This is a genomic window from Pontibacillus sp. ALD_SL1 (assembly GCF_017355605.1).
In genome coordinates this window covers 3,669,684-3,690,613 of sequence record NZ_CP062974.1, presented here as the reverse complement: position 1 = coordinate 3,690,613, position 20,930 = coordinate 3,669,684, and the positions used below count along the sequence as shown (strand labels likewise).

Annotated in this window: 19 protein-coding genes and 1 riboswitch; of the genes, 12 read left to right on the top strand and 7 right to left on the bottom strand. The window is 41.9% G+C overall.

The window, feature by feature from the left end; all coding sequences use genetic code 11:
* Window positions 1-87: 87 nt before the first annotated feature.
* Window positions 88-1,593, top strand: a complete 1,506-nt coding sequence (gene asnB / locus IMZ31_RS18260; protein ID WP_207528660.1) for an asparagine synthase B — start codon at window positions 88-90, stop codon at window positions 1,591-1,593.
* A gap of 102 nt (window positions 1,594-1,695) precedes the next feature.
* Window positions 1,696-1,893, top strand: coding sequence for a DUF2188 domain-containing protein (locus IMZ31_RS18255; RefSeq protein WP_036780294.1), 198 nt, complete (start codon window positions 1,696-1,698; stop codon window positions 1,891-1,893).
* Between the two features lie 368 nt (window positions 1,894-2,261).
* On the opposite strand, the gene IMZ31_RS18250 is transcribed toward IMZ31_RS18255, so the two are convergent.
* The 3 genes from IMZ31_RS18250 to IMZ31_RS18240 form a co-directional block, all read right to left on the bottom strand.
* Window positions 2,262-3,788, bottom strand: a complete 1,527-nt coding sequence (locus IMZ31_RS18250; RefSeq protein ID WP_207528659.1) for an FAD-dependent oxidoreductase — start codon at window positions 3,786-3,788, stop codon at window positions 2,262-2,264.
* A 256-nt stretch (window positions 3,789-4,044) separates the two neighbouring features.
* Entirely contained in the window at window positions 4,045-4,755 is a 711-nt protein-coding gene (locus tag IMZ31_RS18245) for an EAL domain-containing protein (RefSeq protein ID WP_207528658.1), read from the bottom strand.
* Between the two features lie 135 nt (window positions 4,756-4,890).
* Window positions 4,891-4,969: riboswitch (cyclic di-GMP riboswitch) on the bottom strand.
* Window positions 4,970-5,136: 167 nt separating this feature from the next.
* Window positions 5,137-5,784 (bottom strand): glycoside hydrolase domain-containing protein, encoded by a 648-nt coding sequence (locus IMZ31_RS18240; RefSeq protein ID WP_207528657.1) that lies wholly within the window; start codon window positions 5,782-5,784, stop codon window positions 5,137-5,139.
* A 104-nt stretch (window positions 5,785-5,888) separates the two neighbouring features.
* Between IMZ31_RS18240 and IMZ31_RS18235 the strand changes: the two genes are divergently transcribed.
* From IMZ31_RS18235 to IMZ31_RS18225, 3 genes are all read left to right on the top strand, one after another.
* The gene (locus IMZ31_RS18235; RefSeq protein WP_207528656.1) at window positions 5,889-6,521 is read left to right on the top strand and encodes a LysE family translocator; all 633 of its coding nucleotides are present in this window, start codon (window positions 5,889-5,891) and stop codon (window positions 6,519-6,521) included.
* Window positions 6,522-7,146: 625 nt separating this feature from the next.
* Complete coding sequence (gene megL / locus IMZ31_RS18230) at window positions 7,147-8,349, top strand: methionine gamma-lyase (RefSeq protein ID WP_207528655.1); 1,203 nt, start codon at window positions 7,147-7,149, stop codon at window positions 8,347-8,349.
* Window positions 8,350-8,580: 231 nt separating this feature from the next.
* On the top strand, window positions 8,581-9,183 hold the full coding sequence (locus IMZ31_RS18225) for a metal-dependent hydrolase (protein WP_207528654.1): 603 nt from the start codon (window positions 8,581-8,583) through the stop codon (window positions 9,181-9,183).
* Window positions 9,184-9,224: 41 nt separating this feature from the next.
* On the opposite strand, the gene nadA is transcribed toward IMZ31_RS18225, so the two are convergent.
* From nadA to nadB, 3 genes are read right to left on the bottom strand one after another with little or no spacing between them, the layout of a single operon-like run.
* Window positions 9,225-10,331, bottom strand: a complete 1,107-nt coding sequence (nadA, locus tag IMZ31_RS18220) for a quinolinate synthase NadA (RefSeq protein WP_207528653.1) — start codon at window positions 10,329-10,331, stop codon at window positions 9,225-9,227.
* Window positions 10,328-11,179: a carboxylating nicotinate-nucleotide diphosphorylase gene (gene nadC, locus IMZ31_RS18215; RefSeq protein ID WP_207528652.1), complete on the bottom strand. Its 852-nt coding sequence runs from the start codon at window positions 11,177-11,179 to the stop codon at window positions 10,328-10,330. Before nadC ends, nadA begins: the two co-directional genes overlap by 4 nt.
* On the bottom strand, window positions 11,148-12,722 hold the full coding sequence (gene nadB / locus IMZ31_RS18210) for an L-aspartate oxidase (protein ID WP_207528651.1): 1,575 nt from the start codon (window positions 12,720-12,722) through the stop codon (window positions 11,148-11,150). Before nadB ends, nadC begins: the two co-directional genes overlap by 32 nt.
* A gap of 103 nt (window positions 12,723-12,825) precedes the next feature.
* Here nadB and IMZ31_RS18205 point away from each other — a divergent pair, with 103 nt between their 5' ends.
* From IMZ31_RS18205 to IMZ31_RS18185, 5 genes are all read left to right on the top strand, one after another.
* Window positions 12,826-13,962, top strand: a complete 1,137-nt coding sequence (locus IMZ31_RS18205; protein WP_207528650.1) for an IscS subfamily cysteine desulfurase — start codon at window positions 12,826-12,828, stop codon at window positions 13,960-13,962.
* A gap of 28 nt (window positions 13,963-13,990) precedes the next feature.
* Window positions 13,991-14,524 carry a transcription repressor NadR gene (locus IMZ31_RS18200; protein WP_207528649.1) on the top strand — a complete coding sequence of 178 codons (534 nt, stop codon included), beginning with the start codon at window positions 13,991-13,993 and terminating at the stop codon, window positions 14,522-14,524.
* A 201-nt stretch (window positions 14,525-14,725) separates the two neighbouring features.
* The gene (gene proC, locus IMZ31_RS18195) at window positions 14,726-15,532 is read left to right on the top strand and encodes a pyrroline-5-carboxylate reductase (RefSeq protein WP_207528648.1); all 807 of its coding nucleotides are present in this window, start codon (window positions 14,726-14,728) and stop codon (window positions 15,530-15,532) included.
* Window positions 15,533-15,715: 183 nt separating this feature from the next.
* Window positions 15,716-16,156 carry a MarR family winged helix-turn-helix transcriptional regulator gene (locus IMZ31_RS18190; RefSeq protein ID WP_207528647.1) on the top strand — a complete coding sequence of 147 codons (441 nt, stop codon included), beginning with the start codon at window positions 15,716-15,718 and terminating at the stop codon, window positions 16,154-16,156.
* Window positions 16,157-16,175: 19 nt separating this feature from the next.
* Window positions 16,176-17,576, top strand: a complete 1,401-nt coding sequence (locus IMZ31_RS18185; RefSeq protein WP_207528646.1) for an MATE family efflux transporter — start codon at window positions 16,176-16,178, stop codon at window positions 17,574-17,576.
* A gap of 117 nt (window positions 17,577-17,693) precedes the next feature.
* On the opposite strand, the gene IMZ31_RS18180 is transcribed toward IMZ31_RS18185, so the two are convergent.
* On the bottom strand, window positions 17,694-17,894 hold the full coding sequence (locus IMZ31_RS18180) for a gamma-type small acid-soluble spore protein (RefSeq protein ID WP_207528645.1): 201 nt from the start codon (window positions 17,892-17,894) through the stop codon (window positions 17,694-17,696).
* Window positions 17,895-18,030: 136 nt separating this feature from the next.
* Between IMZ31_RS18180 and IMZ31_RS18175 the strand changes: the two genes are divergently transcribed.
* Both IMZ31_RS18175 and IMZ31_RS18170 read left to right on the top strand, forming a co-directional pair.
* A complete protein-coding gene (locus IMZ31_RS18175) occupies window positions 18,031-19,017 on the top strand; it encodes an NAD(P)/FAD-dependent oxidoreductase (RefSeq protein ID WP_207528644.1) in 987 nt (328 codons plus the stop codon).
* A gap of 416 nt (window positions 19,018-19,433) precedes the next feature.
* Window positions 19,434-20,828, top strand: coding sequence for an alanine/glycine:cation symporter family protein (locus IMZ31_RS18170; RefSeq protein WP_207530462.1), 1,395 nt, complete (start codon window positions 19,434-19,436; stop codon window positions 20,826-20,828).
* Window positions 20,829-20,930: the final 102 nt, after the last annotated feature.

The window sequence follows — 20,930 nt, the reverse complement described above, 5'->3', positions numbered from 1 at the left end:
GGGATTGTCCAGTATTTGGTTCTTTTAAGAAGAGCTTATATAATAAACGTCATATTCAAAAATAAACAGTAGAGGTGACCTAATAATATGTGCGGCATATTCGCCACAACAGGACATGTAGAAACGAATAAAATGAAAGAGATTCTAGAGAGTATGAAACATAGAGGACCTGATGAAGGAAAACAAGTTCCTTTAGAAGGCTTCCATATTGGACACCAACGATTATCCATTATTGGATTAGAAGATGGTATTCAGCCCATATCTAACGAACAGCAGTCAAAATGGATCGTGTGTAATGGTGAAATTTATAATTATTTAGAATTGAAAGATGAGTTAGAGCAGCAAACATCATTTTTAACCCATTCCGATAGTGAAGTTGCGTTAAAATTAATTGAAACAGAAGGGGTTAAGAGTATAGAAAAGCTTGATGGTATGTTTGCATTCGTCATAGTTGATGAGCTGACTGATACATTCGTTGCGGCGAGAGATACATTAGGAATTAAGCCTTTATATTACGGGAGAGATGATGAAGGGAATTATGTGTTCTCTTCTGAATTAAAAACATTATATCTCGTTACAAATGATGTGCAGGAATTTCCTCCTGGAACTTATTATACGCCAGAAACTGGCTTTGTAAGATATAGAGAGATTCAGCATCCAGACCAAACCGCTCAAACGACGCGTCGTGAAATGACAACAGCGATACGAGAAAAGCTTGAACAAGCGATAGAGAAAAGGCTTCTGGCAGATGTGGAGGTTGGAGTGCTCTTAAGTGGTGGATTAGATAGTAGCTTAATTTCAGCGATTGCTGCAAAGAAGGCTAAGGAGCAGGGGAAAACGGTGAAATCGTTTTGCGTCGGCTCAGCTGGAAGTGAAGATATCGAGCGTGCTCGTGATGTAGCTAAAGCAATAGGTTCAGATCATTATGAATACATATATACACAAGAAGAACTAATAGAGGCCATCCCTCATGTCGTATATGCTTTGGAATCGTACGAACCTTCTTTAGTAAGAAGTGCCATCCCGAATTACTTTGTGTCAAAGCTTGCCTCAGAGCATGTTAAGGTAATTCTCTCTGGAGAGGGAGCTGACGAGATATTTGCTGGCTATGAGTATATGAAGCAATTCCAAACGACAGAATCTCTTAATGAAGAAATCATTCGAATCATTAATACCCTTCATAATATTAATTTACAACGTGGGGACAGAATGAGCATGGCGCACTCCATTGAGCTGCGTGTTCCATTCTTGGACTTAGAATTAATTGAAACGGCTTTACAAATTCCATCTGAACAAAAGCTTCATACGGCAGAACAAATGGAGAAAACCATCTTGCGAGAATCATTTGATGGAGTATTGCCGGACCAGGTATTGTGGAGGAAAAAGGAAGAATTCTCAGCTGGTAGTGGTGCATTAGACTTGCTTGAAACCTATGCCAATGAAACAATCTCCGATTCAGAATTGGCTCGTATGAACGAAGCAGCTCCAGTTGAAATCCGTAGTAAACAAGAAGCACTGTTTTATCGTTATTTCATTGAGTATTTCCCGGAACAATCCGCTCTAGAAACCGTAGGTAAATGGGCTACTGCATAGCAGATTTTCTAAAGCATACTCATTTATTCGGATAGATGTTTTATACGCTTCGAGGTTGGGAACATATAGGTATAACCCAACACAAAAAAAGGAGCGATATACATGAGAGAATACACAGTAGCACCCAACAAAGATGCAACAGAATGGTACGTAAAAGTGGAGGACGTAGCTCCGACTGACAAGTATGAGAAGAAAGATAAGGCTATTGAGAAAGCAGAAGAAATGGCCCAAGAACACAAACCAAGCAAGTTGTACATTCTTGATAAATATCATGAGATTGAAGAAGAGCGCTCATTCTAAGCTCTACCTTTATCTCGTAAAAAAGAAGCTGCCATATGGCAGCTTCTTTTTTGTCTTGGCTCTGTTAAAGTTTAATGTTGTTATTCTTTATAACAAGCTTGTTCAATAATAGGTCAGGATTGTTGAAGACTCTAAGCTGAGAGAATGTTTCCGTTAGCTTTAGTTCAGAGTAAGGTGGGCCTGGAAACCACTCGCTTCCCAGCTCCCTGCAGGAAAGCGAGTTGTCCCCGAGCAAGCCCAAGCACTCATCAAACGTAACGGGCCTATCCATACTAAAATATCTCATCTCCAAGTGTTCCGCATAAGGCGCCTTATATGAAACAAATCAACACTAAACAGTAAGACTCTTATGTGCAAGGCCGATTGTATTACTCATCTAATCTTTTTAGCGGCTTGTCAGCGGGACCTTCTAGGACCGTTCCATCATAGGAGAAGCGTGAGCCATGACATGGGCAGTCCCATGACTTTTCTTCTCCATTCCACTCAACTTCACATCCGAGGTGTGTACATGTAGTATCGACAACATGTACGTTTCCGGATTCATCTTTATAAGCACCGGCTTTTTGAGCATGATGAATGATCGTTGATCCCTCTCCAGGATGTAGATCATCTACAGAGTGTGTATTGAAACTTACTTTACCTTTTAGAAATTGTGAAGCAACATTCGTATTCTGGGTTAAGAAGTGCTTGATGCTAGGGTCAGCATAAAAACGTGTAGGCGTAAACAGATCCTCATAAGGATTCTCTTTCTCATGAATCAGATCTTTAAGCAATAAAGCAGCTGCAGTCCCGTTTGTCATTCCCCATTTCCGATATCCAGTGGCGACAAAAATATTAGAATGACGGGAAGTTAAATGGCCGATATATGGCACTTTATCCATTGTAATTAAGTCTTGTGCCCCCCACTGCTGTAAAGTTCCAGATAGATCAAAATGCCTGCGTCCGAAATTCTCTAAAGCATCAAAATGTTGTTTTGAAGAATTGCTCTGACCCGCTTTGTGGCTTTCTCCACCTAGTAATAGATAGGTTTGATCTTTAAAGGATGTCGTTCGTATAGAGCGCTTTGGTTGATCTGCACTTAAATACATTCCCTCTAAAGGTTGGTCCGTTTTCGCTGCTACAATATAAGAACGCTCAGCATACATGCGGCTAAAAAAGAAGCCTTTACCGTCGTAAAAAGGAAAGTGTGAAGCTGAAACGATCGATTTACAGGTTACTTTAGCTCCGTTTTTTGTAACAATTTTAGGCTCGGTTCCTTCTTCTACATCGATAGCTACAGTCTGCTCAAAGATACGGACATGCCTTTTCGTCATTTCTCTAACTAAGTGTTGTAAGTAGGAAAGGGGATTGAATTGCGCTTGATTACGCATTACAATTCCTTTCTTTATAGATAGATCAATTGGAAGGCGATCAATGATTTCTCCTTCTATACGGAGCATTTCATAGGCTTTCGCTTCTTGTTCGATCTTGTGATTATTTTCCTCGCTAATACCGTAAATATAAGCATCTTCTGTTGTGAATTGGCACTTGATCTCGTCCTTCTCTACCAAGTTCTGAATAAATTCTAGCGCTTCCTGATTAGCGCGGTAATACTTCCTTGCTTGTTCTACTCCAAAGTGGTGAATGAGCTCATCATAAATGAGGTCATGTTGAGCAGAAACTTTTGCGGTAGTATGACCTGTCGTACCGTGTAAAATTCGATCAGCATCTAGTAAAGCTACACTCATCCCTTCTTTAGAAAGCAAGTAAGCAAGGGTAACACCGGTAATCCCTGCTCCTACAATTCCCACATCCACTTGAATATCTTCTTTAAGCGATTCAAACTCAGGCAAATCCGTTTGCTTCATCCATAGGGTTTTTTCATTGGCTAAATGGGCATTTGATTTACGTGTCATCATGCTCCTCCTTGGCATTTGTACTATTATTTACTATGCCGTGGAGCGAGATGAACTATACGATGAAGACTGCAGGAAGATCAATAAATTTGGCACTGTTCATGTTGGTTGTTGATTTTTAATTCCTCCACATAAGAACTCTTCTAGCAACGGACTATGTCTCAGCTTCGATCTTTCTGCAACTCTGCTTTATAACCAAAACAAAGACCACTGATTGGTAAGACAATTCAGTGGTCTTTTGGATGGTGTGGATTTTTCAACCGACTACAAGAGCTTGAGGCTTGCCGATAAAGTACCCTTGCGCTATATCAATCCCGATCTCTTTGGCTAACTTAAGGTCATCTTCTGTCTCAATTCCTTCTAATACGACCGTTGTATCCCCTTTAAAATAATCGGTGAAAAGGGAGACCAGTTTTTGCTTCTTATCACTTGTAGCTAATTCTGTTGCAAAATAACGGTCAAGCTTCAAGTACTCTGGTTCCATTTCAACTGCTTTCTTTAATGAAGTAGCCCCTTGTCCGAAATCATCGATCGCAAATTTAATCCCCATCTCTCGTAACATGTTAATACGAATAGGAAGGAGGGGAGACTCCCACATGGCCTCCTCTTCCTTCGCTTCATTCATTTCGAAAACGATAGATGGAGCAGGAGAGGAAGAGACTTCTAGAATGGAATGCATAAATCGAATGAAATTGGGGTGAAGAAGGGTAGACATGAACATATTTAGAAATAGTTTTTGATCGTTAGGTTGATTAGAATAATGCGTGAAAGCTTTCTCGATCGACATGGTATCAAGTTTGTAGAGAATGTTAGATTGCATAGCGATTTTAAAAAGTGTTTCAGGATTGGATTGAATAGTGGAGCGTAGTAGAGCTTCATATCCATAAATAGCATCATCGGCCAGGTGATGAAGGGGCTGATAATTGTGAAATAAACGGTTTTTCTGTAAAAGTTCAAAAATATTCATAAAATCCCCCGTGTTCAAATGGTTGTGATGGATCACGTTCTATTAATCTATTATTAGGGTGAAACGAAATCACGAAAATAAATCAATGTTCATGCCAAGGCTTTTGAAGCTAAAAAAACCCCATTGAATAAGATCAATGCGGCCGGTTGCGCTACTAGCTCGACCAACCATAAGCGCCCAAATACAGATTGGTTTCAAAGCTTCCTGTCGTATTATGTAGGAACTAGTACTATTATCATAGCAATATTTGCTTAGCAAATAAAGGTTAATAATTTAAATTTTTACACAACTTGAAAGCGAACTTCACATTTTTAATGTGCGAGGTGTACGAATAAAAGGCTAAGTAACCATTTAACGATTGGTCCTTAGCCTCATTCCTTTTTACCATAATAAATTGAGAAGGCGGTCATTTATGAGGTTGGTGTTAATGGGGCAAGCTTGGGCGTCACGACCATATTGCCACCCCCATACATTTGATTTGCAAGAAAGTTTAGCAGGTGTATATTTCGGTGCTTTACGTGCTCTTGTAACTCCGGTTACCGGTTCTGCACTGCAAAGGACGGACTGTGCAGCCACTTTATGATCCTTTGAGGCTGCCTTGCAAAAAGCTTCATTAAATTTTCCTTTTGTAGGATTACAAGAAAATCCGGGTTGATACCCTGAAGAGTACATACCTTCCACGTACCCTCGAATCCACGACTCATCAACTTTAAAGGACTTGTCAACGTTCGCAAACAGAACCTTTCCTTTAGGGAAGTTTAAACGCCTGGCATGAAAAACAGCGTTTTGAGCAATGACTTTTCCTTTCCTATACCCTGTGGCCTCTGTGAAATTATTGTAAATGGCCATAACTTTCGTACCGCTACTATGCAATCGTTCAATTTCTGAGACAGTTAATCCTTCCGAAACCTCAGGGACAGTTGATAGGTAGCGTCCCCAGTATTTGGGCTTGCCGTAATTCTTTAGTACACAGTCATATAAATCTTTTGTGGCTTCTTGTGTAGAATCCACACCCCATTGATAAGCCATGTTGTTCTCCTCTCTGTAGCAGAAAAGTATTCCAAAATGATCTTTGACCCGCTAATATAGAACCTACATACATACTATTCAAAAGAAGAAAGTAGGTGTTTCACTTGAGTATTTATCTTTTACTATCGTTTCTAGGAGCTGCTGTCGTGCTTACATTGATGCCTGGTCCTGATAATCTATTTGTGTTAGCCCAAAGCATTTCTCAAAATAAAAAAGCAGGCATTGCTACAACATTTGGATTATGTACAGGGATACTAGTCCACACATTAGCAGCCGCTATTGGAATCACAGCTCTTGTCTATCAGTCTGGGCTAGCTTTTATGGTAGTCAAATATGCTGGAGCGGTTTATTTATTGTATTTGGCATGGCAAGCGTTCAAAGAAGAAGGAGGAGATCTTCGGGTTGAATCTAAGCAAGCACTTGAGTATAAGAAGCTTTATAAAAGAGGTGTACTTATGAATGTCCTGAATCCAAAAGTTTCTCTCTTCTTCCTTGCTCTATTTCCTCAATTTATTGACCATTCAAAAGGAGCTTGGGAGGTTCCATATCAAATGGTCGGGCTTGGAGTATTATTCCTAATACAGGCCTTCATTATTTTCACTACTATAAGTTTCTTTGCTGAGAAAGTAGGAAATTGGATATCAAAAATCCCTCAAGTAGGCAGACGTTTGAATGTCGCAAAAGGAGTATTGTTAGGAATCATCGGAATCAGTCTTGCCTTAGGTGAGAAATCCTAGCAAAGTGAAAGGAGAGGTGAATTGTCTTATTTGAGGCAGTTTGCGCTTTTTGTTTTGGGATGTTCTGATGCATTGGTCGCGCGTCGGGACACTTGGCCTGGGCGTCCGGTCACTTCGGTCGTACGTCCCGACACTTTAATCGCTCGTCCGGACACTTGGCCTGGGCGTCCCGTCACTTCGGTCGTACGTCCGGACACTTTGGTCGCGCGTCCCGACGCATGGCCCGGTCGTCCCGTCACTTCGGTCGTGCGTCCCGACACTTTGATCGCTCGTCCGGACGCATGGCTCGTACGTCCCGTCATTTTGGTCGCGCGTCCCGACGCATGGCCCGGTCGTCCCGACACTTTGGTCGCGCGTCCGGACACTTGGCCTGGGCGTCCCGTCACTTTGGTCGCGCGTCCCGACGCATGGCCATGTCGTCCCGACTACAGGAGTTGGGGTGTTCAAATCGAGTTCTTCTTATGGTAGGTAGTAGTATAGAAGGCTTCCTTATAACCTTTTTGTTATTTGGGTGAACGAACGGAAACAAAACCATTATAAAACAAAAAGAAAACGCTTTCATTTTTCGGCAACATCTCATATGATGTGAATAGAAGGCTTTAGAGGCAAAAAGGGGGACACCATGATGGGGAAGAAAGAGCACGGTTTTGAAACGAAAGTAATTCATGGAGGCTATGACTCAAAAGATTTTTTAGGAAGCCTAACGACACCGCTATTTCAAACGTCGACATTTACCTTTGATAGTGCAGAGCAGGGGGAAAATCGATTCGCAGGTACAGAGGATGGTTATGTCTACTCGAGGTTAGGCAATCCGACTGTAAGGGCATTAGAGGATCGGATTGCTCAGCTTGAAGGGGGAGAAGCGGGCCTTGCATTTGGATCGGGAATGGCGGCTGTTTCAGCTGTATTAATCGGTCTAACAAAGGCTAACGATCATATCCTTTGTTCTCGTGGGGTTTATGGATGTACATTTGGCTTATTATCCATGATGGAAGACAAATACAATATTACAACGTCTTTCTCTACAATGGATACGGAAGAAGAAATTCGAAATTTAATCCGTCCGGAAACGAGTTGCATTTACGTCGAAACACCGATTAACCCTACAATGGAATTAATTGATTTAGAGATGGTTACCAAGGTGGCAAAGGATAAAGGCATTCCAGTTGTAGTCGATAACACGTTTGCCACGCCTTACTTGCAAAAGCCGCTTGAGCTTGGTTGTGACCTGGTTCTTCATAGCGCTACAAAATATATTGGTGGCCACGGCGATGTCGTTGCAGGGCTTCTAATAGGGAAACAAGACATCATTCAACAATTGGCCATGACGACTCAGAAAGATATTGGGGGCATCATATCTCCATTCGATGCATGGTTGTTATTGAGAGGATTGAAGACCCTCCCTGTGCGTATGGATCGTCACTGTGCGAATACGGAGAAAGTCGTTGCTCGTTTAAAAGATCATCCTTTAGTGAGCAGTGTCTATTATCCAGGTGATGTTCAACACGAAGACTATGAGATTATGAAAAAGCAAATGAAACAAGGAGGAGGGCTCATTTCTTTTGAATTAAAAGGCGGTAAAGAAGAAGCACAAGCATTCTTGAATCACCTTACCTTTATTAAAAAAGCTGTTAGTCTAGGAGATGCAGAATCTCTTATTCAACACCCTGCGACCATGACACATGCTGTCGTGCCAGAAGAGATAAGAGAAAAGATGGGCATTACCAACTCTCTAGTTAGACTTTCAGTCGGTCTTGAAGCATGGGAAGATATTTGGGAAGACCTTCACCAAGCTCTCAACCAAGTGAGCCAACCCAAAACCATCTAAGTCATTGAAAGAACCTCAAACAGAGGTTCTTTTTTAATGCAGTAAAGGAGTGAAGGGTGTCAGACACGCGTCACCACTTTAAAGCGAAGACGCGTGTCTGACACCCTTCAGTACGCTAAAGTGTAATTCTGGTAATGTTTGGTCTTGCGCTATTTTCTAAAATTGAGTAACATTGGATTTCGTAACCAGGTGTTCAGCGAAAAGAGAGTACATCAGAGAGGGTGGATGCATGTGGTTGCGTCTAGTCACCAAGTAATGGGGATTACTTGGGGGATCGGTGCGATTACGTTATATAATATGTTTGACGTAATCCCTAATAAGATGTTTGCAACAGTTCTGTTCTTTGCAGCTGTTGTGATCGGATCGTTAATTCCAGACATTGATACACCAAAGTCTAAGCTTGGTGGGCCATTTGAGAGATGGGGATTTATGCTAGTTGTTTGCCTTGTTGGAGTGGAGATCTTAACGCCAGGCTTAAATCAAGCCGTGCAGTTTTTACTAATGATTTTATCTCCGTTGTTGTTCGTATTTTCAGGGCATCGTAAGTTTACCCATTCGATTGCGTTTATAGCCTTAATGGCTTCCTATAGCTATATGCTTCATATTTACTTAGACATTCCGTTGTTTTACTTAGCCGGATTTTTGACGGGTATTGTATCGCATTTATTTGGCGATTTCTTAACGAAAATGGGCATACCGATCCTCTATCCATTTAGTAAACGCTATTATCGGTTCTTTATAACATTTAAAACAGGATCGAAAACAGAACAGAGTATTACAGCAGCACTCGTCGTGTTAAATATCATTTTCATAACGCGTAACGTCCTAGGATAAACAAAAAGAGGGTAGCCTTTCAAAAGGCTACCCTCTTTATCTTAAGCGCGGCTTAACATACGATCTAAAGCTTCCTTTGCATATTCTGCAATATCACTGTCAACCTTGATAAGGTTAAGAGGTTTACCTGATTCAATTGCCTCGAGGCACCATGCAAGGTGGGGGAGGTCAATTCGGTTCATCGTTAAGCATGGACACATGTTTGGATTAAGGGAAATAATGTGCTTGTCGGGATGTTCCTGAATAATCCGGTTCACCAAATTCATCTCCGTACCTATAGCCCACGAACTTCCTGCTGGAGCGGCTTCAATGGTTTGAATAATGTGGTTTGTGGATCCGGCATCATCCGATTTTGCCACAACTTCGCGCCTGCACTCTGGGTGAACAATGATCTTCATATCTGGTTTTGTTTCTCTTAGGTGTTCTATGTTTTGAACGGTAAAATTCTCGTGAACGGAACAATGGCCTTTCCATAAAATGACGAGAACGTCTTCTAAATGTCCTTCATATAGTAGTTGCTCTGAAATCGGATCCCACACTGCCATTTGTTCAAGCGGGATCCCTAAGTCATAGGCGGTATTCCTGCCTAAGTGTTGATCAGGTAGAAATAGGATGCGTTCCTTTTGAGTGAATGCCCATTTCACCATAGCTTGTGCATTAGAGGAAGTGACGGTAGCTCCGCCATATTTTCCAACAAACGCTTTAATAGCAGCTGTAGAATTCACATAGGTGAGGGGTAAGATTGTATCTTCAAACAAATCGCGAAGCTTACTCCAAGCCTTTTCTGTTTGATCAAGATTAGCCATATCCGCCATTGAGCAGCCGGCCCGCATATCAGGCAGGTAAACACGTTGATTCGTCTCCGTTAAAATATCCGCCGTTTCTGCCATAAAGTGAACTCCACAAAAAACGATCGCTTCTGCATCTTTATTGTCAGCTGAAAGTTGAGCTAATTTGAGTGAATCTCCACGCGCATCTGCAAATTGGATCACTTCATCTTTTTGATAATGGTGCCCCGGTAAATAAAGTCGGTCTCCCATTCGGTTTTTTACACCGATAACACGGTCCTCAAGCTCTTCTCTTGTCATCTGTTTATACGTATCTGGTAGTAGCGGGTGCTTGCTTTCTACCGCTTCAAATATATTCATGCTAATGCCTCCTTATGAGTAATTGCATTTACACTTATATCTAATGAAGAAACAGAGTGTGTTAAAAACCCTAGCGAAATGTAATCAACACCCGTAGACCGGTAGTTAGCCAGATTATCTAATGTAATACCTCCTGAAGCTTCGGTTGTGATGGAAGATGGAATGAGCCTTTGTAATTCTCTCACCGAATCAGGGGTCTGGTTATCAAGCATGATGCAATCTACTTGAGCCTCAATGGCTTCTCTTACTTGAGCCTCTGTTTCAGCCTCGACTTCGATCTTAATCATATGACCGAGTTGTTGCCTGATCTGCTTTACAGCTGCGGTAATGGAACCTGCAAATGCAATATGATTATCCTTAATCATGACAGCATCATACAGGCCGTTCCGGTGGTTGAAGCCACCACCTGTTCGAACTGCATATTTCTCTAGCATCCTAAGCCCAGGTGTCGTCTTGCGGGTGTCACATATACGAGTGTGAGGACTATCTAACGTATCAACAGCTAGTGTAGTGAGGGTTGTGATTCCACTCATGCGTTGAATAAGATTCAAGATAACACGCTCTCCTTTTAATAAAGATGCCATATTGCCGCGTGCCGTAGCTAATATCTGCCCCTCATTCATCCGCTCTCCGTCCTTACAATGAAGAGTGATCTCAACAGATGGATCGATTATTTGATAGCCTTCTAGAATAATAGACTGCCCACAAAATACCCCGCTTCCTTTCGCTGTAAATTGCACTTCACCAGTAGAATGGCTCCCAAAGAGTGTATCGCTCGTCAGATCTCCGTCTCCGATATCCTCAATAAAAAATTGTTCAAGTAATGGCCGTAGCTTTACTGTATTCATCTGGTTCACCCTTCCTTATTTGCATGTAATGATCGATATGGACTGATTCCCACGCTTTTTTCTCAAATGGAAAATCACCTCGAAAATGACCACCACGACTCTCTTCTCGGTGAAGCGCTGCGGTGGTAATAAGCCAAGCTGTAGTCAGCATAAACAATCGAGTGATTTGGTCCCTGTTGCAAGAATCTACAGTGTGGTCGAGCTGGACATCAAGTTGGAATTCCTCAAGCCACTGCAATAAATCTCGTAACGTTTCTTTCGTTCGAACAATGCCTGCACCTCGCATCATTCGTTTCTGAATGTCTGCAATGGAAGGCAAATTAACAGGTGATACTGGTTGTGGCGTTTTTATTACTGGTTTTCGGATGGATGGTAGTGGAGTGCTGGATAAATGGAGAGCTAACCGTTTTCCGTATACCAGTCCTTCCAACAACGAATTGCTAGCCAAACGATTAGCTCCGTGTACTCCTGTACAAGCCACTTCTCCAATGGCGTATAATCCCTCAACAGATGTGGCACCTACTTCATCGGTATAAATACCGCCCATTAAAAAATGACAGCCAGGAGCCACGGGGATTTTTCCGTACTCGATTTGTACGCCATAATCATGACACAGACTAGTCACCGCTGGAAAACGCTCAGAAAATTTAGGGATCCCGCTAATATCGACATACACATCATGCCCATTCTCAATTTGCTTGTATATGGTCTGGGCCACAATGTCGCGCGGCGCTAAGTCCTTCAAGGGGTGGACATTTTCCATAATCTTTTCCCCAGATTCGTTTATTAAAAGTCCTCCTTCGCCCCGAACGGCTTCAGATACAAGCCCTTTTGTCTCTTGATCCTTGTAAAGGAGAGTTGGGTGAAATTGAACAAACTCCATGTCTGTCAGTTTTGCTCCTGCTTGATAAGCAAGTGCTAGGCCGTCTCCCGTCGCAGAAGATGCATTTGATGTGAAAGAATAAAGCTGACCACATCCCCCTGTTGCAAGAACGGTATGGGAGGCAAGAAATGTATGCGTCGTTCCGTCTGAATCACGTCCTTTTGCTCCACAGCAAGCTCCGGCCTGATCAAGAAGAAGTGAGTAAGCCATCGCATCTTCCCGTATGTTGATGTGGTCGCCAACATGCTGGCGCAGGCAATCCACAATGGTTTTTCCTGTTTGATCGCCTCCGCCATGAACGATCCGCTTATGGCTGTGAGAGCCTTCCATCCCGAGTAGAAGGTTGCCGCTTTCATCCACGTCAAAGTCACAACCTCGATCTACTAGATCTCTTATGATTTCTGGAGCCTCTTTCGTAAGTTGTAAAACAGCTTCTGTTCGATTGATAAACCTTCCAGCTTCCAAGGTGTCTGAATAATGTAGAAACGGCGAGTCCTCAGGTGCTAGGGAGGCAGCGATTCCACCCTGGGCATAAGGGGAGTTTCCTTCCCCGATGGACGACTTTGTGAGAACAATCACATTCATATCCCTGCTCAAATATGTAGCAAGTTGCAGGGCAGCGATTCCGCTGCCAATAATTAATACATCAGCATGTTCCATCGTATAAGTCCCTCCTGTTTTAACAGGTGTCTTGACACTTATATTTACACAGATTTAAACTTATGACAAGAGTTTTATACGGATTTTGGGAAGGGTGAGAACATTGAAGCGCTATTTTGACTATGCTGCATCTTGTCCGATCGATGAAGAAGCTCTTGAGACCTACATGAGAGCTTCAAAGGAGTATTTTGCAAATAGCACAAGTTTGCACGATGAAGGGACAAAAGCGAGCCGCCTTCTAGAGCACTGCCGAGAAACGCTGGCTCATCTAATAGGGGGAGAAGCGAAAGGATTATATTTTACAAGCGGAGGAAGCGAAGGGAATTTCTTAGCCTTTCAAGCGCTTTTATCAGCACATCCAGGAAAACATATTATTCTATCAGAAGGAGAGCATTCCTCTGTCAGAAACACCGCCATGAAATATGAAGCAGAAGGCTATAGGGTTACAAAGCTCCCTCTTAAAGGATCGGGGATTGTTGATCTAGAAATCTTAAAGTCTCTTATTACGACCGATACGGCGCTCGTTTCCGTTCACCATGTGAATAGTGAAATTGGTACCATTCAACCTATAAGAGAAATCTCTCGCATTTGTCAGGGGGCAGGGGCATTCCTTCATAGTGACTGTGTCCAATCATTCGGAAAGATTGATGTGCAACAGGTAACTCGCTATGTAGATAGTCTTACAATTTCAAGTCACAAAGTTTTTGGACCAAAAGGGGTAGGAGGCCTATACTTATCAACCGCGAATACGTACCGCCCTTTTTTACCAAACGGTGTTCATGAGTCTGGTATGCGTGCTGGTACACTAAACGTACCAGGTATTGCAGCCTTCGCTGTAGCGGCAGAGAAAAGTGTGAAAAATCTTTCTGAGAAGCAGCTCAGGATTGAAGAATGGAAGCGTCTCTTTATGGAGGAGCTTTCAAGCGTATCAGATCGATTGGATTTCGTTAGACCTAGTGTAGGAGTGCCTATAATAGGCATGATGATCCACCATGTAGAAGGCCAATGGCTAATGTTAGAAGGCAATAGGAATGGATTCCACTTTTCAACGGGTAGTGCTTGTCAGATTGGAGCACAAGAGCCCTCTCTGACACTTTTATCTATGGGCAAAACGGAAGAAGAGGCAAAAACCTTTATTCGTATCTCATTTGGGCGAGATCATACAACAGAAGATGTGAGGGCGTTAGCCGGGTGGTTGCGTTCTGTAATCGAAGAAAGAACGGCTGCTGTGGTACAATAACGTCAAAGTTAAAAGAAGGAGTAAGCAGATGAGCGAACAACGAAAGATTTTAGGAGAAGAAAGAAGACACCTTCTATTACACATATTGAGGGAGACGGGTACTCCTATTAAAGGAGGGGAATTGGCAAAGCGTGCCAATGTAAGTCGTCAGGTTATTGTCGGTGATATTTCCCTTTTAAAAGCGAAAAACGAACCGATTATTGCCACGAGCCAAGGGTATCTGTACATGAAAGACGCACCAAGTGAAGTGTTTGAAAGAACGGTGGCGTGTGTGCACTCACCTGAAGAAACGAAAGAAGAGCTAAACATTCTTGTTGACCACGGAGTTGTCATTAAAGATGTTTCGGTTGAACACCCTGTTTATGGCGATTTGACGGCTACCCTTAGAATCTCCAACCGAAAAGAAGTAGAAGATTTCGTACAAAAAGTAGCTTCCAAAAAAGCTTCTTATTTGTTGGAGTTAACCGGAGGAATTCATATGCACACGATTACCTCAAAAAATGAAGCTCACCTTCAAGAAGCCATTGATGCTCTTGAAGCAAGAGGGTTCTTAGCCCAGTAAGGAAAAACTTGTAGATTGGATGGTAAGCTGAGTGAGTTAATTTGCTGCTTTATGATAACTTTAATAGGCAAGCACTGGTCGTTGATCACCGTATTTAACCACAAGTGTACAAAAACAGCCGCGTTGCTTTTTTTTAAAGAGCTTGTTACGCTTAAATACTGAATATGTAGTTATGAACGAAATAAAAGGACGTGAACAGTAATGCAGCAAACAGTTGGGTTTATTGGTTCCGGTAAGATGGCTCAGGCGATGATTGGCGGTATGGTTGGATCAGAAGTGATCCCGAAAGATCAGATTATTGCAAGTGCGCTCACTCCCGCTACCCTTGATCATGTCTTTGAGATGTTCGGAATTCAAACGAACAACGATAACCGAGCAATTGCAGAAGTGGCAGACATTCTTATACTCGCTGTGAAGCCGTACTCATACGAGGCAGTTATTCACGAAGTGCGCCATTCTGTGAAAGATGAAGCGATTGTAATCACGATTGCTCCTGGAATCTCCTCAAGTGATATTGAAGAAGCGTTTGGCCGAGAAGTAAAGGTCATTCAGGCGATGCCAAATACACCATCTCTTGTTCAAACAGGAATGACAGCGATCTCCCCTAACAAACAAGTTACGAAAGAAGAACTCGCTGTTGTTGTTCAGCTTTTAGAAAGCTTTGGAGAGGTGGAGATTTTAAAAGAGGGTCAGATGAAAGCTGTTCCTTCTATTAGTGGCTCCTCACCAGCTTATGTATATATGATCATTGAAGCCATGGCAGATGGCGGTGTACGTCAAGGATTAACCCGTGAGCAATCTTATCGAATGGCATCGCAAGCCGTTCTTGGTGCAGCTAAAATGGTACAAGAAACAGGAAAACACCCTGGAGAATTGAAAGATGAAGTCTGTTCACCTGGTGGTTCTACAATAGAAGCAGTCGCTCGTTTAGAAGATGAGGGGTTAAGGGGCGTTCTATTGGCTGGAATGGAAGCCTGTACGGATAAAGTGAATAAAATGAGTGAATAAGAGCTGCCTTTGGGTGGCTCTTTTTTTGTATAAAGGGGCATGCGGATAACAAGAATTTCATTAATCTGGTTCTCAATAAAGGTGAGAGTGCTCATTTGTGTAAATGAGGAATTTTATCTCGCGAAAACCTTTACAAATTTCGTGTCTCGAAATATAATTAAAAAATACTTAGGAGGCTAAGTAATGAAACGAGATATTCACAATTTACTAGGTTATCACATTAATGTTGTCTCACATTTTATACAAAATCAATATAATCAAAAGCTCAGAGAATATGACCTTACTATGGCTCAATCGAAGGTCTTGTATTTCTTGTCTGAACACGGGGAACAAGCACAAGGAGACTTGCAGAAACGGTTATACATCAAAGGGTCTTCAATGAATGGTTTAGTGGACTCCTTGTTAAAGAAAGAGTTAATCCATAAGCGTCAAAGTCCAGAAGACCGTCGAACAAAGCTTATTTCTTTAACGGACAAAGGTAGTGAAATAGAAGGTCAGTTATGGAGTTTAATTGATGGAATTGAAAAGCAGCTCGGAGAAGGTTTTACAATGGAAGAACAACAAGTCATCATTTCCTGGCTAAAGAAGATGAAACAAAATGTAGAGTCATTTCATTTAGAGTAATGTAAAGGGGGAGTGGGGGATGAAACAGCAAAGTCAACGTCTTGGCACAGAGCCAATTCCGAAGCTGCTTCTTAATTTGTCAGTGCCCGCCATGATCGGTATGTTTGTTATGGCATTATACAACGTTGTTGATACGTTGTTTATAGCGCGTGGAGTTGGGATTAACGGTATTGCAGGGGTAAGTATTAGCTTTCCAATCATGCTGATTATCATGGCAATTGCAGCTGCTGTTGGAATTGGAGGCGCTTCTGTTATTTCTAGACGCCTTGGTGAAGACAGGAAAGAAGATGCGAACGAGGTGCTTGGTAACCTCGTGATTATGATCTCTGTTGTAAGTATTATTTCGTTTGTTGGTGCGTTTACGTTCATGGAACCGTTGCTTTCTTTGTTCGGTGCAACACCAGATATTATGCCGTATGCTAAAGAGTACTTATTCCCTATAATGCTTGGGTCGATCTTTTTTGGGTTTGCTTTTGCGTCTAACAATATTATTCGCTCAGAAGGAAATTCACGGTTTGCTATGATTACAATGATTATTCCGGCGGTTTTAAATACGATTCTCGATCCGATCTTTATTTTTGGATTAGACATGGGGGTGCGGGGGGCTTCCATTGCAACCGTTATTTCTCAAGCTTCCGTAACGCTTGTCGTGCTTCGCTATTTCACCTCAGGAAAGAGCTCACTTGATGTTGGATTAGAATACTTTAAAGCACGATTTGATTTAATGAAAGAAGTGTTAGTAATCGGCTTCCCGGCCTTTATTCGCCAAGTGGGCGGAAGTGCGATGATGATTGCCATTAATGCTATGCTGATTCGTTACGGTGGCTCATTCGAGGTAGGGGTCTTCGGTATTGTCCAAAAGGTTACGATGCTTGCCATTATGCCTATGATCGGAGTTCTTCAAGGCATGCAACCGATTATTGGCTACAACTATGGAGCTAAACAATACGGACGTCTCAGGGAAATTATATGGCTCGGTTTAAAGGTTTCCACCGTAATCTCCCTCATTGTCTTTGTAGTCATGATGGTGTTCCCTGAAATGTTAATGAAGATCTTTACAGGAGATCAGGCTGTAATTGAATCAGGAGCATTATCGATGAGAATTATTTTCGCTCTAGCCATTTTAATTGGAGCTCAAGTGGTGAGTGGAGGGCTTTATCAAGCACTTGGAATGGCGAAGCCAGCGTTTATTCTATCCGTTGCTCGTCAAGTTATGTTTCTCATTCCACTTGTGCTTATATTGCCTAATCTGTTCAACTTGGGTGTAATAGGCGTTTGGCTCGCATTTCCTCTTTCAGATTTGCTGGCATTTATACTCTCTGTATTCTTCCTTTATAAAGATCGGGAACTCTTCTTTAAGCCAAAAGACGGAGAAGACACAGATTTATATGAAACAGCACAACCATCTACAACAACCTAAAAAGCGCCCCCCAAAGGGCGCTTTTTTGCTTTAAACAAATGATGGGTGTCAGACACGCTTTAGACAAGTAAAGGGTGTCTGGCACGTCTAGTTGCTTTAAAGCGGTGAAAGGTTAATTTAATAAGGGTTGCTTTCTGAGTTTTTTGATTCTAATTTTCTTCTGACAGTGGCTGGGTTTGTGTTGCTGTATTGTTTCGTGTTTTGGCCACCTGTCGATTGGGCGAGGTATTCTTCAACTTCTTTGTAGCTCATTCCAGAATTTGCGTTTCGGGATTTCACATCATTCACATTGGTAGGCTGACTACGTCTTTTAGCCATTTTCCTTCACCTCCTTTAAGGATTAACATAAACAGATATCAGAAGATTTATCCGATGGGCTAATATGTGTGAAGGGATTCATAATTACTCATGAAATGGGGTATAAGGGCAGTAGATGAGATATTGGAGGGTTCACATGAGAGATGCTCAAGTAACAATCATAGGTGCAGGACTATCAGGCATTATGGCCGCTAGAACTTTGGTGGAGAGAGGTGTAGAGGATGTTCAGCTTATTGATAAAGGAAGAAGTGTTGGAGGTCGCCTGGCTACACGGAGGATAGAAGGCGGCAAAGCTGATCATGGGGCCCAATTCTTTACTGTACGTTCGAACGAACTTCAACAATCCGTTGATGACTGGTTAGAAAAAGGATGGGTCAAACACTGGTTTGGTGATCCTTATCCTAGATATACAAGCATAGATGGTATGAATACATTAGCCAAAAGACTCGCAGAAGATCTCGATCCAGTGCTCGAAACACGTATAACCACAATAAAAGAATCTATAGGTGGGTTCCAGCTTACTTCAGAATCTGGTGAAACCTGTACTACGGGTGCTCTTATTATCACGTCCCCTCTACCTCAAACGATTGCTTTACTTGAAAAAAGTACTGTGTCTGTGGATTCTGATGTTCTTGAAAAAGTAAAAAGAATAAACGTCGATCCTGCCTTTGTAGGACTGTTTGAAGTAACGTCAAATACGTCTCTTCCCCCATCAGGGCACAAGGATGAAAACCTCCCAAGTGGAGTAGAAAGAATCGTCGACCACTATAAAAAAGGAATAACAGAAAAGTGTATTATAAGCATGTACATGGATGGAGAGTGGAGTAAGGAGTATTTTGAAGAAGATGAAAGTGAAATCATTCACCAGATGAAAGAAAAGATAAAGGACTATTGTACCATAAGTAGCATCCGTTCAGTTCAGATTAAGAGATGGAGATATGCTCAATCAACAAACATTATTCATAAACCATTTTTGAACTTACATGAAGCACTTCCTTTATATATAGCGGGTGATACATTCTTACATGAAGACGATGAAGCAAGCCGTACTCGATTTGAGAGTGCTTTCCGCTCTGGAATAGCCACCGGACGACATGTAAGTGGCTTGGTGCGACAGTTATAAGACTTGGATTCCAAGTCTTTTTTTTTGGATTCTTCAAGAATCGGTCTGGATTTGTCGGAGTTGAGAGAATGTTTCCGTTTGCTTTAATTGAGTATAAGGTGGGCCTGGAAACCACTCGCTTCCCAGCTCCCTGCAGGAAAGCGAGTTGTCCCTGAGCTAGCCCAACCACTCATCAAACATAACGGTCTCTTCCGGCTTAGAGCCCAAAAATGAAAGCGCTGTCAATTTTGATGTTTCAAATTGTAAACAAAAGGAAATACAGCAGTAAATAGGATGGTGATTATATGGAATAAAGAAGAAGTGCTCAATTTTTTTGAAACTATTTCTTCTGAAAAGCTTGCTAAGTATAATGAAAAGATAGTTTAAATCGAAAGAACTTTACAGAAATACTTAATTTGGAGTGAAAACCTATGTTAATGGATTTTTTAGGTAACATCAGCACAGCCTTGTGGGGCTATATTTTAATTGCTGTCTTACTTGGGGTTGGACTCTATTTCACAGTCATCACGCGCTTTATTCAGTTCCGTTTGTTTGGTGAGATGTTTCGTGTTTTGTTTGAGAAAGAGTCATTAAAAAATGATGGTCGAGGAACATCTGCCTTTCAATCTTTCACGATTAGTACGGCTTCTCGTGTTGGTACCGGGAACTTAGGTGGGGTAGCCTTAGCAGTCTCCGTTGGTGGACCTGGCGCTGTTTTTTGGATGTGGATCATCGCCTTATTAGGATCTGCTACTAGCTTTGTAGAGAGTACTCTTGCTCAAGTTTACAAAGTAAAAGATGAAGAAGGTTATCGCGGTGGCCCGGCTTATTATATGGAGAAAGGGCTAAATAATCGAAAACTTGGTATTGCTTTTGCCATTATTATTACATTTACGTATGGTCTTGTATTTAGTGCCGTACAATCAAATACGATTCGCTTAGCATTTGAAGAGTCATTTTCGATTAATAAAGTGCTGATTGGTGCCGTTCTCGTAATAGGGGCAGCTGCTGTTATCTTCGGCGGTATTCAACGTATTGCAAAAGTGACACAGATCTTTATTCCAGTTATGGCAATTTTATATTTAATTTTAGCAGGGTATGTGTTAATTACAAATATTGGTGCTATACCAGATATGTTCGTACTTATTTTCAAGAACGCCTTCGGTATTGAAGAAGTCGCAGGGGGTGCCTTTGGTGCGGCAATCCTAAACGGTATTAAACGTGGTTTATTCTCTAACGAAGCCGGTATGGGTAGTGCACCAAACGCAGCAGCTGCTGCAGAGGTATCTCACCCGGCCAAACAGGGACTTATTCAAACGCTAGGTGTATTTGTTGATACGATTCTAATTTGTTCAGCCACAGCGTTTATTATTATCTCTTCAGGAGATCCGGCTTCTTATATGAATCAAGAAAATGCAGTAGGCATTCAAATTACTCAACAGGCGTTTGAAACTCATATTGGCTCTTGGGCGAATACATTCGTTGCCATTGCCATCTTGTTCTTTGCCTTTAGCTCAATTATTGGGAACTATTATTACGGCGAGACGAACATGCAATTTATTAAGAACAGTCCAAAACGAATCTTTTGGTATCGCCTTGCAGCTCTAGCGATGGTCTTCTTTGGAGCCATGGCCAAGCTTAATCTTGTATGGCTTCTAGCAGACATTACGATGGGAGTTATGGCACTTATTAACCTATATGCCATCGTTCGCCTCTCTGGGGTTGCCAAGGAAGTCCTTCTGGATTATCGCAGCGATCGAAAGAAAGAACATAAAACGAAATTCTCCAAAGACCAAATTAAAAACAAAGAAGGCATCAGCCTTTGGGAATAATCACACGTGCCAGACACCCTTTAGTAGGATAAAGGGTGTCTGGCACGCTTTTTTGCTTTAAAGCATAATAAGAGGCTGCTTACTATAGAATAAGCAGCCTCA

What these genes read in the sequence shown, in the direction of transcription:
- IMZ31_RS18200 (WP_207528649.1), top strand. Translation starts at nt 13,991, where the DNA reads ATGAGCGAACAACGAAAGATTTTAGGAGAAGAAAGAAGACACCTTCTA.
- IMZ31_RS18190 (WP_207528647.1), top strand. Translation starts at nt 15,716, where the DNA reads ATGAAACGAGATATTCACAATTTACTAGGTTATCACATTAATGTTGTC.
- IMZ31_RS18170 (WP_207530462.1), top strand. Translation starts at nt 19,434, where the DNA reads ATGGATTTTTTAGGTAACATCAGCACAGCCTTGTGGGGCTATATTTTA.
- IMZ31_RS18240 (WP_207528657.1), bottom strand. Translation starts at nt 5,784, where the DNA reads ATGGCTTATCAATGGGGTGTGGATTCTACACAAGAAGCCACAAAAGAT.
- asnB (WP_207528660.1), top strand. Translation starts at nt 88, where the DNA reads ATGTGCGGCATATTCGCCACAACAGGACATGTAGAAACGAATAAAATG.
- IMZ31_RS18255 (WP_036780294.1), top strand. Translation starts at nt 1,696, where the DNA reads ATGAGAGAATACACAGTAGCACCCAACAAAGATGCAACAGAATGGTAC.
- IMZ31_RS18185 (WP_207528646.1), top strand. Translation starts at nt 16,176, where the DNA reads ATGAAACAGCAAAGTCAACGTCTTGGCACAGAGCCAATTCCGAAGCTG.
- IMZ31_RS18180 (WP_207528645.1), bottom strand. Translation starts at nt 17,894, where the DNA reads ATGGCTAAAAGACGTAGTCAGCCTACCAATGTGAATGATGTGAAATCC.
- nadB (WP_207528651.1), bottom strand. Translation starts at nt 12,722, where the DNA reads ATGGAACATGCTGATGTATTAATTATTGGCAGCGGAATCGCTGCCCTG.
- nadC (WP_207528652.1), bottom strand. Translation starts at nt 11,179, where the DNA reads ATGAATACAGTAAAGCTACGGCCATTACTTGAACAATTTTTTATTGAG.
- IMZ31_RS18175 (WP_207528644.1), top strand. Translation starts at nt 18,031, where the DNA reads ATGAGAGATGCTCAAGTAACAATCATAGGTGCAGGACTATCAGGCATT.
- nadA (WP_207528653.1), bottom strand. Translation starts at nt 10,331, where the DNA reads ATGAATATATTTGAAGCGGTAGAAAGCAAGCACCCGCTACTACCAGAT.
- IMZ31_RS18245 (WP_207528658.1), bottom strand. Translation starts at nt 4,755, where the DNA reads ATGAATATTTTTGAACTTTTACAGAAAAACCGTTTATTTCACAATTAT.
- IMZ31_RS18250 (WP_207528659.1), bottom strand. Translation starts at nt 3,788, where the DNA reads ATGACACGTAAATCAAATGCCCATTTAGCCAATGAAAAAACCCTATGG.
- megL (WP_207528655.1), top strand. Translation starts at nt 7,147, where the DNA reads ATGGGGAAGAAAGAGCACGGTTTTGAAACGAAAGTAATTCATGGAGGC.
- proC (WP_207528648.1), top strand. Translation starts at nt 14,726, where the DNA reads ATGCAGCAAACAGTTGGGTTTATTGGTTCCGGTAAGATGGCTCAGGCG.